Here is a 12,884-nt window from a genome sequence, read left to right as displayed (position 1 = left end):
CAGCCTGCACTCTTACTCTGAGCCTCTTCGCAATCCGCCTCAGGGCCGCAGGCCCTGATCGGGCGTGCGCCAGGGGCGCATCGCCTTAAGAGAAATGGCACCCGGAGAGCGGTGAGCATAGCGACCCGAAGGGGCACGCGGGTCCGAGTGCAGCGACGAGACCGGTTCAATAGCGGCACCCGGGAACGGGGCAGTGATAGCGATCGCCGCAGGCGAGCCCCCTTTCCCGAGTGCCCCCGGCGAGGAGCACCAAAGCTCTGCGCGAGCTGGGGTAATCCGATCCCCAGCCCTTCGCTACCCTGGTCTGGGACTGATTCGGCCCGGCAAGGGAGACGCAAAATGGCTTTGTTCGTCGGACTTGATGTTTCGCTCAAGACCACTTCGATCTGTGTCGTCGAAGCAGACGGCTCGCCGGTATGGGAAGGTAAAGCCGAGAGCGAACCTCTCGCACTCATCAAAGCCCTAGTTGGATGGCGCGATGAGATTGCGCGGGTTGGTATTGAAGCTTGCCCGTTGTCAGAATGGCTTTACGGCGCATTGGTAGAGAGTGGCTTTGAGACCGTGTGCATAGAGACGCGCCACGCTCAGCGCTTCCTATCGTCTCGGCCCAACAAGACGGACCGTAGCGATGCGCGCGGCATTGCCGAGATGATGCGGCTTGGCCACTACCGCGCAGTACACGTCAAGAGCGAGGCTTCGCAGATCCTAAGGACCGTCTTGATCGCCCGTCGGAAGTTCGTCGATCACATGCTGGCGATCGAAGATACCGTTCGCGGCTTGCTAAAGGTGCATGGCCTCAAGCTGGGGCTCGTGCATCGCGCCCGCTTCGCCGCAAAGGTCGAGGCCATGCTTGCTGACGCACCGGAACTGCGATTGGCAATCGAGCCCTTACTCGACGTACGGAACGCCATATGGGCAAAGAAAGCCCTGTTGGACCGTCAGCTTTCGCAAGTGGCCCGTAAAGATGGGGTCTGCAGGCGTTTGATGACCGTCTCAGGCGTGGGACCGATCGTGAGCCTGTCCTTCAAGGCGACGATTGACGACCCCGCGCGTTTCAAGGACTCGAGGGCCGTGGCGGCGCACCTGGGACTGACCCCACGTGTCTATCAATCTGGCGAGATCGACCGGTCTGGCAATATCAGCAAGTGCGGTGACAAGATGATGCGCCACGCTCTATACGAGGCAGCAAATTCACATCTCCGGATCGCGAAGAAATGGTCGGTTCTGCGGGCATGGGGCGTGAAGCTCGCCAAACGCATAGGTGCGAAGAAAGCATGCGTGGCAGTAGCCAGGAAGCTGGCTATCATCATGCACCGTATGTGGGTGGCTGGTGCGGACTTCCGCTTCGGCCAGCCACCGGCGGCGCGCACGACATAAGGATCGTTCCGGCGTAGCTATCTGCTCTGCCGAGGACGTGGGGAAGGTCAGTCCGTTTCGATCCCTGTGCGTTCCAGCACGTGCTGTGAGCTTGGACGACCTCGCCTCGCCGGACCCCATCATGGAGCGAGCCATTTCTGGCCGACTCCGAACAGAAGCGCGGACCAGGCAGAAGCAGTAAGCGGCAACGATCGTGACCCAACGGGCGGAGACGCTTCGCGGCTCCGGTCGCGGGCGTATGGCCGCGTAGATGTTAGGCAGGATCGCATCGCCTTTCGGCGAACGCGCGCGGCAAAGCTGCTTGAGAACGCGAGCATATCCGGACTTACCTGCGCCATTGTCACCATAGATGACCGTGAGGCCGGCTTTGCCAAAGGATAGCCGCTCGCCGGGCGCGAGGGCATTGACGTGCGAGAGGCCATGAAGGGCGCCAAGGCTGACGACGGCATGGCTGGCCGACGGGTCGCGGACGTGGCTGGCGTCGAGGGGCACTCCCTGTTCGGCGGCCTTGCAGATGGCGACAAGCGTTATGATATCGGCGCTTTCCAGCAGGGGCTGACTACATAGCCGCCGCAGCGCATCGCGCTGCCAAGCCGGCAAATCCGCCGACCATTTGAGAATGTCGGCAAGAGCTGCTGCTTCGTTCGAAAGATCCTCGTCCTGTCCGTCCATGGTTTCCCCCGCCCTTTACCTGCTGCCACAGGCCACGTTTCTATGTTTCGTTCTCGCAATCACCATCTCAGGTCGCTCTGATGATGCGGCGTTCCTGGCCGAGCGGCACGATCCAGCCCCCCGCACGATCAGACCGTGCAAAGTCATCCGGCTGCGCGGTCTCGGTCAGCCGGACGCGCACTGCGTCGGGCTCGGCGTCGATGGCGGCGCGGATGAGATCCCGGTCTATCCCAACGAAGATCGGCCGGAGATTGAGGCGGGCGAGCGCTTCCTGATCGGCACCGGAAATATCGGCATCGTTTACAGGTCCGGCGCGTGTGACGATTCCACCGACAAGCCCGCCGATCGCGCTCGCCTTTTCAACATCGCCCACCGGGGCGGCGTCGAGCAGCGATCGTGCCGTCTGGACGTCAGCCTGGAGCCGGTTGGCGAAGGGCTGATGGGTCATGCGCTTCAGGGCATCCGACAGTTCGACATGACCAAGTGGCCGAATCAGATTGGCGATGTGGAGGCGGAGCAGCCCAATGAAGAGTGCGTCCGTCTCCTCTGGCTTGATGGGCTCGCCCTCGTCCACGGGGTCCTTGACCGAGAGATGGGCACTAGCCGGGCCTGAGACGGTCATGCCCCAACGTGTTGCGACGGCGATGCGCTTCACGGTGACTTTGCGGCCTCGGGCCGTCACATCAATTCGCGCGGCCTGCTTCCAGGCGCGGGCCAATGCCGCTGCCGGACCTCCTGCATCATGGCAGCCCTTGGCCTCCGCGACGGTCAGGGAGGCCAAGTCGGAGGCACAAGCGACCCAGTCAGGCAGATCACCTCGGGACAAGCGCTTGATCTTCACCTTTCGGCGCCCGTCGAGATCGATGACGCGGCTGCCGAGATGCGCGAAGATCGACAGGCTAAAGTACCGCTCAAGGTAGGTGCGCGCGATGAAGCGCCCGAACAGACCAGATAGGGCCACCTTCACCTCGCGGGCCTGACCAAGTGGCTCCTTGAAAATGAAGGGCGTTCCAAAGCCGGTTGGGGTGAGCAGCGCATCCAGAATGGACCATGCGCCATAGGCAGCGCCCGGCGTTTGCAGCACTTCCCGGATACCGGCGTCCTCGATGGCTGCGACATCGAGGTCGACGGTGGGACCAGTGACGGGATTGGCGGTCGGCGGGTCGAAGCTGTGAAGAAAGGTTCTCGTCATAAGGCGAGCGCTCGGTTCAGGTCGTCGTGCTCGAATGCGCTGGCCATGCGGTTGATCTCGGCCCCGCGGGCGCCCACCGCCTTCGCGGTGTGGCGCCAGGTCGCGGTGACGGTGGCGACTTCCTTGATAATCGCGCGAGCCTGCACCAGCGTCAGCGCGAAGAACTCGGAAGCAGCCTCCAGCAGATCGAGCGAACAGGTGCCCTCGTCAAGATCGATGTTGGTAGTCAGAACCCGCGCCTTGAGATCCGTCGGGACAGGATTGAGATCGTAGGCCGGAGAGAGCGACCATCCTGCCTTTCCGAGCCACAGGAAACCGTGGTTGCGCAGATGATCGTCGACATTGGAGATCAGCACATTGAAGACGACGCGCCGATAAAGAGCATGGGCGTCGGTCTTGCTCTGCGCGCCATATTCAGCGAGGGCATCGACGATTTCGGGATAGCTGCCGCGTTCGCCGTCCCGGACGCCCATCATCGCCATGGCTGACAAGAACGGAATGCGGATTGCGCCACGCCGATCGAAGCGCCGTGACAGCATGACCTTCTTACCGGCGACATCGATCAATTCATGTCTGGGGGTGACGATGCCGGCCTGGCCCGCGAGGCGCAGCGCGATCTCCTCCCATGTCTCCATGCTGTAGTCGTCAGTTTCCTTGGGGAATTTGGCGATGGAGAGTTGCCCGTGTTGGTCGATCACCGACGCCTTGGGCCGCGCCCCGCCCAAGGAGGATCCAGGAGCGAAGATGAGTTGCATATCTTCGTCGGTTTCCTCGTCGCGAAGGATACGTTCGGTGATCTGAAGCAGGCGGCCAAGCTCGACCAGGGCAGGCACGCCCGTGCGAATCGGCGCCTGGAAGGTATCGTCGCCAGCCCAGCGAAAGCGCAGCGCGCCCAATCGGGTCTCGTCGGCGACGCCTAGAAGATAATCGCTCTCCGCGAGCGTACGGACCGCACGGCCTTCGCGTTCGGCGAGGCGGCGCGCGGAACGCTGCATGAGGCGACGGCCCCAGGTGTCAGGAGCCGAATCGCCAATGGAACCGAAAGTTGCAAGGCCGGCGGGCGGCGCGAAGGCGCCGCGGCCCAGAGCGAGGGCGGGTTCAAGCGAGAAGGCGTCGGGGTCTTCCAGCCACGCGCCGTCATATTCGAAGAGAATCGTCTCGGCGCCGCGAACGCGATTGCTCCGCGCCAGCCCGATCTGGCGCGTGCGACCTTCGAGATCGATATGGACCTCGAAATCAGCCATTACGGGGCGGTCCAGCCGGCCGTTTGAGATGGATGCGCTTGGGTAGCTCGGCACTGGCGAGGGCCCGCCCGACGCTATCGTTGCTGATGTCGGCAATCTGGCTCAGGCCGTCGAGGAGACCGAGCGCTTGGAGGACACCGGCATAGATGCCGATGCTGACGTTGGTGTCGCCGGCTTCGACTCTCTGGAGGGTGGAGCGGGACGTGAAGGCGCGTTCCGCCACGACCGCCATGGGCAGCCGTCGTCGGCGGCGGGCGTCATGGATGTCCGCGCCCAGCTTGCGCAGGGCGCGCCGCACAGCGGCGGGAGGATTGTGAGGAGTCGGCATTTGACACCTTCGCACTACAAAATTGGAATATATGTAGCACGAAGCTAACAGTTTCGCCAGTCCTTCGGGCTGCCGCTACCCTGGAATGGCGCCGCCCAATGGAGACAGCCAGCGAGGCCTCGTCGGACTCGGGCAGCTGGCTACCATGAACCTCCTTGCGAACAAAACAAGAAACACAGATCGTGAGGGTTCCACCGTGACTGATTCGAACAACGCGCAAGCGCCATATCGACGTCTGCATTCGAAGTGGAGTTGGGGAGATTGATGCAATCAAGGAATGCCAAACGGCAACTCGATACGCTTGAGCAACGCTTCGAGCTCGATGAAACCTTCCTGTCATCCCCAAATACGGCCGCGCTGAAATCTGCAGTGATCCGTGCGACCGACCGTCGTACTGACGATCCGGTGGTCCTCAAATACTGGGCAAAGACCGGAACCGCGGTCGACGCGGACTTCCGAGAACTGTGGCGGCATGAAATGCGCCAGAGCGAGCGCGTGCGTGCTTTCCCGCGGGGGAATGAAGTCGTTGTCGAGGTTCTGGCCTCGGGAGAAAGTGACGATGCATTTTACATTGTCATGCCAAGCGACGTCGCTCCGCTGGAACACGCCTCCCGATTTGTGCGCCCCGATCATTGGCTCCGCAGCCTACACGGACCGCGTCAGCGCGTTCTCCTCTGGAAGAATTTGCGCCGTTTGGCGGAAGCTCTCGGTGCCGTTCACGGCCAGGGGTTGGTCCATGGCCGGATCGATGGCCGGGCCGTCTATTCTACTGGAGCCGCGACAACCCCGGATTTTCGCGTGGGCGGGTTTGAGTTTTGCCTGCGGGTCGCAGAACTCAACAGGGCTCCACTGCATGTCATCGCCAAGAGCCGTCCGGTCGGCTCGGTCATCTTTTCCTTCCTCGACGACTGGCGCGCGCTGGGCAAGGTCATCGCCGATCTCATCGGCCTTGATGCAAACAAGCTCGACGAAGAGGATATTCCGTTCATTGAAGGGCGCGCGAAAATCGATTTGCGTGCCTCAGAAATTGACCTGATCCGGCTGCTATTTGAACCAGAACGCAATCGTATCCTCGATGCCGCAACGGTCACGAACCGAGTTGACGCTATTCTCAACGAGCTGGATGCGGAAGCATTCGCCGATAACGGCCGTTATGTGCTATCGAAGATGACAGAGAGCTAGGTGATTGGATCACTGAATTAGTGTTGCGGAGTTCGCCAACGTTCGCCGACGCTTATTCAACGAATATTCGACGACTTCACCAGAGTAGACCTAAGCCATTGAAATAACTGGCGCTCCCTAGGGAGAATCGGACCCCTGTTTCAGCCTTGAGAGGGTGACAGCAAAGCGCTTGGAGAGTGGCAATTGCTGAGCCAACCCGAAGCATTCTGCCGCGACCGTTTACTTGCGTTCCTTCTGAGCCACTACGGACAATGACACGCAAGTATCTCCCATCTTGTCTAGAACAGCAGCTCCGCTCCTGATCTTTCCGCTTCTGAGAGTGTATCCGTTCTGCCTTCAATCGTATCCAATTCTACGACCGACGTGTGAGCGGCCTGCCGTTCGTGGAAACCACGCGGCATCCTGCCGGGATGAAACGTACGAAGACGAGGGACGTGTTTCATCGTGCACTACAATGTGTACCCCCACGTGAGATTGATCCTGCTCTGTTCAAGTTTGTTGAAGCCCTTGCAATAGCCGACGCGAGGCGCGATCATCTGCTTGAGAGTGAGCGGCTGATGAAAGATCATCTCGATGCCGCCGGCGATAAGCGCATCAGCGGTGGTGTCCAATATGAAGCCCGCAGCAGTTTATGCTCGGTTCTCGACCGAGCTTCAGAACGAAAAGTCGACTGAAGATCAGATTGCGTTGTGCAGGGCCTATGCGGCCCGTCATCAACTCGACGTCGTTGCTACTTTTGCGGACAAAGCTCGTTCTGGGGCCTCTGTATTCGGGCGTGATGGCTTGATGCAGCTTATGGATGCGGCGCGCCAACAACATTTTACCGTTGTCATTGTGGAAGCGCTGGATCGACTTTCTCGTGATATGGAAGACTTGGCCGGCATCCACAAAAGGCTAACATTTCAAGGGATCGAAATCCAAGCCGTTCATGACGGGACCGCGGACTCGATTTTGATTGGAATTCGCGGCCTCGTTGGACAGATGCAGCGCGAAGACGGAGCGAAGAAGGTTCGTCGCGGCATGGCCGGTGTGATACGAGACGGTCGCCACGCCGGGGGGCGTGCCTACGGATATCGAGCCGTTCCCGGCAAACCCGGTGAACTTGAAATCGTCGAAGACGAGGCTGCGATCGTGCGGCGCATTTTCACGGCATACGCCGCGGGACGAACGCCCCGGGACATCGCACACGATCTCAACCGAGAGAACGTTCGTCCACCGCGAGGCCAGCGATGGAACGCGTCGACGATCAATGGCAACGCCCAACGTGGTGCCGGGCTCATCTTCAACGAACTCTATGCCGGCCGTATCGTCTGGAACAAAGTCCGGATGGTCAAAGATCCGGATACGGGCAAGCGATTATCTCGCCCGAACCCTCGTGATGAGTGGCAGAGCATCGAGGCGCCTCAGGTACGCATCGTCGAACGGTCCATTTGGGAGCAGGCTCACGCTTTAAAGACTAAGAAGAGCCACTTGGCCAGCCACGTAAAGCGACGGGCGCCGCATCTCCTCTCAGGTCTTCTTCGCTGCGGTTGTTGTGGGTCGGGAATGTCGGTTCATGACCGTGACAAGACTGGAAAGACAAGGATCCGCTGTTCTGCGGTTCGCGAGAGCGGGAGTTGTTCAAATCGTAGGATCATCTACCTGCGCGATATCGAAAGGCTTGTGCTCAGCGGCATGGCCGAGGAATTAAAGGATCCGCGGCTGATCGAGACTTATGTGCGCGGCTATAACAGTGAACGAGAGCGGCTTGCGGGGGACGCAGTCGCGGTGCGTGCGCGATTGACGGCGAAACGTGACCGAATAGAAGGTGAGCGGCAACGCAACATTGATCTTGTGATCAAGTACGTCATATCCGAGGAGGACGCCAAGCAGCGGATCGGCGAGCTCAAGGAGGAGCGGCTGCGCGTCGAGGCCGAAATGGCCGCGCTCGAAGAAGCCCCCGTTCCGATCGCGCTCCACCCATCTGCCTTGGATCGCTACATCGGTGCAGTGAAGGCGCTTGCCGAGACAATGGCTGGCCATTCGAAGGCAGAGGACGACCGCGGTTCCCTAGTGGAAGATTTTCGGGCCCTCGTGCACAGCGTCACTGTCCATCCAAAGTGTCCATGGAAGGGCTTCGAAGTCGAAGTGAAAGGTAGACTCGCCACCCTGATAGGCGGGGAGGTCTTTCCGGAGGCCCACCACAATAGTGGGGGATACGTGGTAGCGGGAGAGGGACTCGAACCCCCGACCCCAGGATTATGATTCCCGTGCTCTAACCAGCTGAGCTACCCCGCCACAGGGTCGCGAACGGCGGAACGGCCGATCTCGCGAACGCGCGGCATATAAGGAAGGGGGCGGCGGGCTGTCAATCCGCCTTCGCTAAAGCTTTGGCGTGACAAGGCCGTTTGTGCCGAATTTAGCACCAGAATCTGCAATTTTTCGGCACCAGACTCGTGGATAGTCCCCCCACCCGGATCGCATCTTCGATGCGCTCCGGCCTCTCCCCGCATCCGCCTTCGCCAAGGCTTCGGCGGGACAAGGGCGGGGAGAGGCGAAGGAAGGGAAGAGCCCTATTTCGGCCGCACGGTCGGGTCGCCGCCAGGGCTGCCGGGGGGTGGGATGACCGGCATGGCGCCGTCCGTAGAGGGCGCCGGGGCATGCATGTCGGGGTCGACGCCGGAGGGGGGGCAGAGCACGCCGTCGGATTTTGCCAGTTTATCGCCGAGCGGTTCCCGGGACTGGCCGGTGGTGGTGCCGTCGGGCGCGGTGGCCCGGTTCGGGCGGTCCTGCGGGGTGCAGTTGGCGGCGTGTTGCGGGGATGGCGGCGCGGTCGCTTGCGGCGGCGTGGCCGGGGCGGGCGGCGCCTGCGCGATCGCGGCGCCTGAGGCTGCGATCACGAGGCTGGCCAGGATGATGTTTGATGTCGTGCGCATGGAAGGGAAACGTCTCCGGCCATGCGGAGGTTCCGGCCGACGCACGGCGAATTGAAGCGCTGGAATGTCGCGGGTTTCGTGGCGGCGCATCCTTCGAGACGCCCGCTGGCGCGGGCTCCTCAGGATGAGGTCTCGATTCGCGGCGACAGGGCGCCGACTCGCGGCGCGAGCCCGGCCGATCGCAGTCACGATTTGACGTAGCGGATCAGCGAAAAGTGTCCCATCGGCGGCATCGGGCGGCGCTCGGCGAGCGTGACGCCGCCGTGTTTGGCGGCCCAGTTGACGAGGCGGTCCCACGGGAATTCCGGACGCCAGCCGAGGCGGCGGGCGACGGGCGCGAAGGCCAGCTCGAACAGCTTGCGCGGGCCGCTCTCGGCGCCGATGTGGTTGACCAGGATCAGCTCGCCGCCGGGCTTGAGCACGCGCACGAACTCGTCGAGCGTGCCTTCGGGATCGGGCACGGCGGTGATGACATATTGCGCCACCACCGCGTCGAAGAAGTTTTCGGGGAAGGCGAGGTTCTTCGCATCCATCACCGAGAGCACTTCGACATTGCTAAGCCGCAGCGCACGCACGCGCGCCTGCGCCTTGCGCAGCATCGGCTCCGAGATGTCGACGCCGCAGATCTTCGTGGTGCGCGAATAATCGGAGAGCGACAGCCCGGTGCCGACACCGACGTCGAGGATGCGGCCGCCGATGCGGTCGGCCTCCGCGATGGTCGACTGCCGTCCGGCGTCAAAAACCTTGCCGAACACGAGATCGTAGACCGGCGCCCAGCGGCCATAGGCCTTCTCGACCCCGGCCCGCGAGATGTCTGCTGCCATGCCCCTGCCCCGGAAATTTTCTAGCCGCGTACCGCTTCCACCAGCGGCCTCGCAGTGCTCGTTGCGACCTTCGCGGCGGCGCTCTGGATGAAGCCGCCGCCGAGCACGCGCGCCTGCCCCGAAGGCGCGTCGTAGAACACGCAGGCCTGGCCGGGCGAGACGCCCTCCTCGCCGGCGACGAGCTCGACTTCGTAATGGCCGTTGCCGCCGCGCAGCCAAGCCGGCTGCGGGCTGCGGGTCGAGCGCACGCGCACGAACATCTCGAGGCCGGCGCCGATGGCGCGGTCGATGTCGCCGCCGCCGATCCAGTTGACGTCGCGCAGCACGATGCGGTGCATCTTCAGCGCATCGCGCGGGCCGACAACGACGCGGCGGCCCGGAGCATCCAGCCGCACCACGAACAGCGGCGCGTGAGCGGCGATGCCGAGGCCGCGGCGCTGGCCGACGGTGAAATTGGCGATGCCGTTGTGCCGGCCGAGCACGCGGCCGTCGAGATCGACGATGTCGCCGGGGTCCATCGCGTTCGGGCGCAGGCGGGTGATGATGTCGGTGTAGCGGCCGGTCGGCACGAAGCAGATGTCCTGGCTGTCGTGCTTGTCGGCGACCGCGAGACCGAAGCGGCGCGCAAGCTCGCGCGTCTCGGGCTTGGTCATGTCGCCGAGCGGGAAGCGCAGGAAGTCGAGCTGCTCCTGCGTGGTCGCGAACAGGAAGTAGCTCTGGTCGCGGTCGCTGTCGGCGGCGCAGACCAGCGCGCGCGAGCCGTCGTCGCGGCGGCGCGAGGCGACGTAATGGCCGGTGGCCAGCGCCTGGGCGCCGAGCTCGCGCGCGGTCTTCAGGAGGTCGCGGAACTTGACCGAGCGGTTGCACTCGATGCACGGCACCGGCGTCTCGCCGAGCGCATAAGAGTCGGCAAAATTGTCGATGACGGACTCGCGAAAGCGGTCCTCATAGTCGAGCACGTAATGGGGAATGCCGAGCTTGGCGGCGACGTCGCGGGCGTCGTGGATATCCTGGCCGGCGCAGCAGGCGCCCTTGCGGTGGGTCGCCGCGCCGTGGTCGTAGAGCTGCAGCGTGATGCCGACGACGTCATAGCCTTCGGCCTTGAGCAGCGCAGCCGTCGTCGAGGAATCGACGCCGCCCGACATGGCAACGACGACCCTGGTGTCCTCAGGACGGCCTTCGAGATCCAGACTGTTCAGCATGGGCCTTAAAGCGTTGTGACGGCGGCGTTCGCGATCCGCGATGACGTGGACATTTCGGCTTCCGGCGGGACATCGACGATCCCCGGGAACTTTGGTTCCCCCGGGGGCACGACTGCCCGGTCGAAAGCGGCTGAGAGCAGCTCTTTAATATAGGCGGCATTCCGGTGAAGCAATCATGCGGGCGGCCGCTTAGGGCAATTCTTGCCGGGGAGGCAGAAATGGCGGGGCTCTTGCGCCTCTCGCGGCGAAGGCGAGAATCAATCAATTAATTGATTTTGCTAGCTAAAATAGCTCGCCAGGAAGCTGGCCCGCTCCTTGCTACCTCTATGCCGCCGAAGATGTTTCCAAGAGGTTTTCCGTGGTCGGTCGGACGTCAGATGTAGCAGCCAGCGTGCAAGTCCAGAGCGCGCAGCAAAGGCCTGCCCGGTCGCAGAGCTCCAAGGACACGTCCAGCAACGATTCCTTCGGCTCGTTGGTCGACAGCAACACCCAGGCGATAAGCAACGACGCAGCCTCGCAGGACACCGCGCCGCGCCGGACCGAGTCGTCATCCTCGTCGTCATCCGCCTCCGACAAGGGCCCGCGCGATACCGCCCCGACCGACCAGCCCTCGCAGAGCAGGGCGAACGACGACACCGACACATCGGCCCCCACCGCGAGCGACGCGACGGCCGATCCGGCCAAGCCGACCAAGGACAAGTCCGAGACCTCCGACGCCAAACCGGCGGATAAGTCCGACGATACCAAAGGCGACAAGACCGACGGCACCGCTGCCGCCACCGTCGATGCCGCCGTGCAGCCCGACGCGACGCAGGTCGCCGTGCCGGATCCGAACGCCATCGTGGTGGCCCCGCCCGTGGTACCGGTCGATCCGAACGCGGCCGCGAGCCAGGCCGGCGATGCCGCCGCCTCCCCGCTGACGATTGCGGCCGCCGGCATCGCCGCCAGCGCCTCGACCGCGGCGCAGATCGCAGGCGGCAAGACCGATACCGCCACGGCGAGCGACAAGAGCGCCAAGACCGCGGGTGCCAAGGTCGATACCGACACGACGACAAAGCTGGGCGATGCCGCCACCGGCACGACCGACGGCACCGCGACCGACGCCAAGACCAATGGCGGCCTGGTCGCCGCCGTCGACCAGGGCACGCCGAAGCCTTCGTTCAAGGCCGTCGCGACCGCGCAACGCGAGAGCGACGTCTCCAATATCGGCCAGGACGCGGGCAAGGCGAACGCCACGCAAACCGCGACGACCGCCAACGCCGCGCATGTGCAAGCCGCCAAGCCGCAGGCCGATTCCGCTGCGACTGATGCGAAGGCCGATGTGAAAGCCGGCGCCACTGACGCGACGCCCACTGCCGCGAACACGCACGCGCATGCCGGCACGCAGGCCGCCGTGCCCACGACCGACACCAGCGCGCAGGCGGCTTCCGCCATACAGGCGCCGGTGACCAATACGACCTCCGCCGCGACAGCTTCGACCGCAACGCTGACCGCGACCGCGGCCAACACGAATGCCGTGCGGATCAGCGGCGTGCCGGTCGAGATCGCCGCGGCCGCACGTGCCGGCAAGACGCGGTTCGACATCAGCCTCGATCCGATCGACCTCGGCCGCATCGACGTCCGCATCAATGTCGACCGCAACGGCCAGGTCACTTCGCATCTCACCGTCGAGAAGCCGGAGACGCTGCAGATGCTGCGGCAGGACGCGCCGCAATTGCAGCGCGCGCTCGACGATGCCGGCCTCAAGACCGGCAGTAACGGGCTGTCCTTCAGCCTGCGCGACCAGAATTCATCGGGCCAGAATTCCGGCCAGAACAACGACAATGGCGGCAATGCCCGCCGGCTGATCATCAGCGAGGACGACACCGTTGCTGCCGCGCCCGTCGGGCGCGGTTACGGCCGCATGCTCGGATCGAGCAGCGGCGTCGACATCAGAGTGTGAGGAGTA

General features: G+C 63.3%; 12 protein-coding genes, 1 tRNA gene and 1 pseudogene. 6 read left to right on the top strand and 8 right to left on the bottom strand.

Annotation, left to right across the window (positions count from 1 at the left end; genetic code table 11):
• The first annotated feature begins 339 nt into the window (after nt 1-339).
• Together OWC48_RS41695 and OWC48_RS41690 are read left to right on the top strand one after the other, a co-directional pair.
• Nucleotides 340-1,377: an IS110 family transposase gene (locus tag OWC48_RS41695; RefSeq protein ID WP_282525208.1), complete on the top strand. Its 1,038-nt coding sequence runs from the start codon at nt 340-342 to the stop codon at nt 1,375-1,377.
• Between the two features lie 420 nt (nt 1,378-1,797).
• Nucleotides 1,798-1,944: a hypothetical protein gene (locus tag OWC48_RS41690; RefSeq protein ID WP_282525207.1), complete on the top strand. Its 147-nt coding sequence runs from the start codon at nt 1,798-1,800 to the stop codon at nt 1,942-1,944.
• Nucleotides 1,945-2,116: 172 nt separating this feature from the next.
• Here the strand turns inward: OWC48_RS41690 and OWC48_RS41685 are convergent, their stop codons facing one another.
• The 3 genes from OWC48_RS41685 to OWC48_RS41675 form a co-directional block, all read right to left on the bottom strand.
• Nucleotides 2,117-3,133 carry a hypothetical protein gene (locus tag OWC48_RS41685; protein WP_282525206.1) on the bottom strand — a complete coding sequence of 339 codons (1,017 nt, stop codon included), beginning with the start codon at nt 3,131-3,133 and terminating at the stop codon, nt 2,117-2,119.
• Nucleotides 3,134-3,237: 104 nt separating this feature from the next.
• Nucleotides 3,238-4,485 (bottom strand): type II toxin-antitoxin system HipA family toxin, encoded by a 1,248-nt coding sequence (locus tag OWC48_RS41680; protein ID WP_282525205.1) that lies wholly within the window; start codon nt 4,483-4,485, stop codon nt 3,238-3,240.
• Entirely contained in the window at nt 4,478-4,813 is a 336-nt protein-coding gene (locus tag OWC48_RS41675) for a helix-turn-helix domain-containing protein (protein ID WP_282525204.1), read from the bottom strand. Before OWC48_RS41675 ends, OWC48_RS41680 begins: the two co-directional genes overlap by 8 nt.
• Nucleotides 4,814-5,077: 264 nt before the next feature.
• On the opposite strand from OWC48_RS41675, the gene OWC48_RS41670 reads away from it, so the two are divergent.
• The 3 genes and pseudogenes from OWC48_RS41670 to OWC48_RS47105 form a co-directional block, all read left to right on the top strand.
• Nucleotides 5,078-5,995: a hypothetical protein gene (locus tag OWC48_RS41670; protein WP_282525203.1), complete on the top strand. Its 918-nt coding sequence runs from the start codon at nt 5,078-5,080 to the stop codon at nt 5,993-5,995.
• Between the two features lie 365 nt (nt 5,996-6,360).
• Nucleotides 6,361-6,669 carry a hypothetical protein gene (locus OWC48_RS41665; protein WP_282525202.1) on the top strand — a complete coding sequence of 103 codons (309 nt, stop codon included), beginning with the start codon at nt 6,361-6,363 and terminating at the stop codon, nt 6,667-6,669.
• Nucleotides 6,569-7,606: pseudogene (locus OWC48_RS47105) on the top strand (recombinase family protein); the annotation flags it as partial. The gene OWC48_RS41665 and the pseudogene OWC48_RS47105, both read left to right, overlap by 101 nt.
• Before the next feature lie 75 nt (nt 7,607-7,681).
• Here the strand turns inward: OWC48_RS47105 and OWC48_RS47100 are convergent.
• From OWC48_RS47100 to mnmA, 5 genes are all read right to left on the bottom strand, one after another.
• Nucleotides 7,682-7,954 carry a hypothetical protein gene (locus OWC48_RS47100; protein WP_282525201.1) on the bottom strand — a complete coding sequence of 91 codons (273 nt, stop codon included), beginning with the start codon at nt 7,952-7,954 and terminating at the stop codon, nt 7,682-7,684.
• A 241-nt stretch (nt 7,955-8,195) separates the two neighbouring features.
• Nucleotides 8,196-8,272 (bottom strand) — tRNA-Met (locus OWC48_RS41650).
• Nucleotides 8,273-8,547: 275 nt separating this feature from the next.
• The gene (locus OWC48_RS41645) at nt 8,548-8,910 is read right to left on the bottom strand and encodes a hypothetical protein (RefSeq protein WP_282525200.1); all 363 of its coding nucleotides are present in this window, start codon (nt 8,908-8,910) and stop codon (nt 8,548-8,550) included.
• Between the two features lie 185 nt (nt 8,911-9,095).
• Nucleotides 9,096-9,734, bottom strand: a complete 639-nt coding sequence (locus OWC48_RS41640) for a class I SAM-dependent methyltransferase (RefSeq protein WP_282525199.1) — start codon at nt 9,732-9,734, stop codon at nt 9,096-9,098.
• 20 nt (nt 9,735-9,754) lie between these two features.
• Nucleotides 9,755-10,936, bottom strand: coding sequence for a tRNA 2-thiouridine(34) synthase MnmA (gene mnmA / locus OWC48_RS41635; RefSeq protein WP_028160966.1), 1,182 nt, complete (start codon nt 10,934-10,936; stop codon nt 9,755-9,757).
• A 358-nt stretch (nt 10,937-11,294) separates the two neighbouring features.
• Here mnmA and OWC48_RS41630 point away from each other — a divergent pair, with 358 nt between their 5' ends.
• The gene (locus tag OWC48_RS41630; RefSeq protein WP_282525198.1) at nt 11,295-12,878 is read left to right on the top strand and encodes a flagellar hook-length control protein FliK; all 1,584 of its coding nucleotides are present in this window, start codon (nt 11,295-11,297) and stop codon (nt 12,876-12,878) included.
• Nucleotides 12,879-12,884: the final 6 nt, after the last annotated feature.

This window comes from Bradyrhizobium sp. Arg816, from assembly GCF_029989365.1.
Lineage (GTDB): Bacteria > Pseudomonadota > Alphaproteobacteria > Rhizobiales > Xanthobacteraceae > Bradyrhizobium.
Note: the sequence above shows the minus strand (reverse complement) of the source record. Positions and strands in the feature narration are given on the sequence as shown.

Bases quoted from the DNA above. Each gene is read 5' to 3' on its own strand.
- OWC48_RS41645 (WP_282525200.1), bottom strand. From the start codon at position 8,910: ATGCGCACGACATCAAACATCATCCTGGCCAGCCTCGTGATCGCAGCC.
- OWC48_RS41695 (WP_282525208.1), top strand. From the start codon at position 340: ATGGCTTTGTTCGTCGGACTTGATGTTTCGCTCAAGACCACTTCGATC.
- OWC48_RS41680 (WP_282525205.1), bottom strand. From the start codon at position 4,485: ATGGCTGATTTCGAGGTCCATATCGATCTCGAAGGTCGCACGCGCCAG.
- OWC48_RS41640 (WP_282525199.1), bottom strand. From the start codon at position 9,734: ATGGCAGCAGACATCTCGCGGGCCGGGGTCGAGAAGGCCTATGGCCGC.
- OWC48_RS41670 (WP_282525203.1), top strand. From the start codon at position 5,078: ATGCAATCAAGGAATGCCAAACGGCAACTCGATACGCTTGAGCAACGC.
- OWC48_RS41690 (WP_282525207.1), top strand. From the start codon at position 1,798: ATGAAGGGCGCCAAGGCTGACGACGGCATGGCTGGCCGACGGGTCGCG.
- mnmA (WP_028160966.1), bottom strand. From the start codon at position 10,936: ATGCTGAACAGTCTGGATCTCGAAGGCCGTCCTGAGGACACCAGGGTC.
- OWC48_RS41675 (WP_282525204.1), bottom strand. From the start codon at position 4,813: ATGCCGACTCCTCACAATCCTCCCGCCGCTGTGCGGCGCGCCCTGCGC.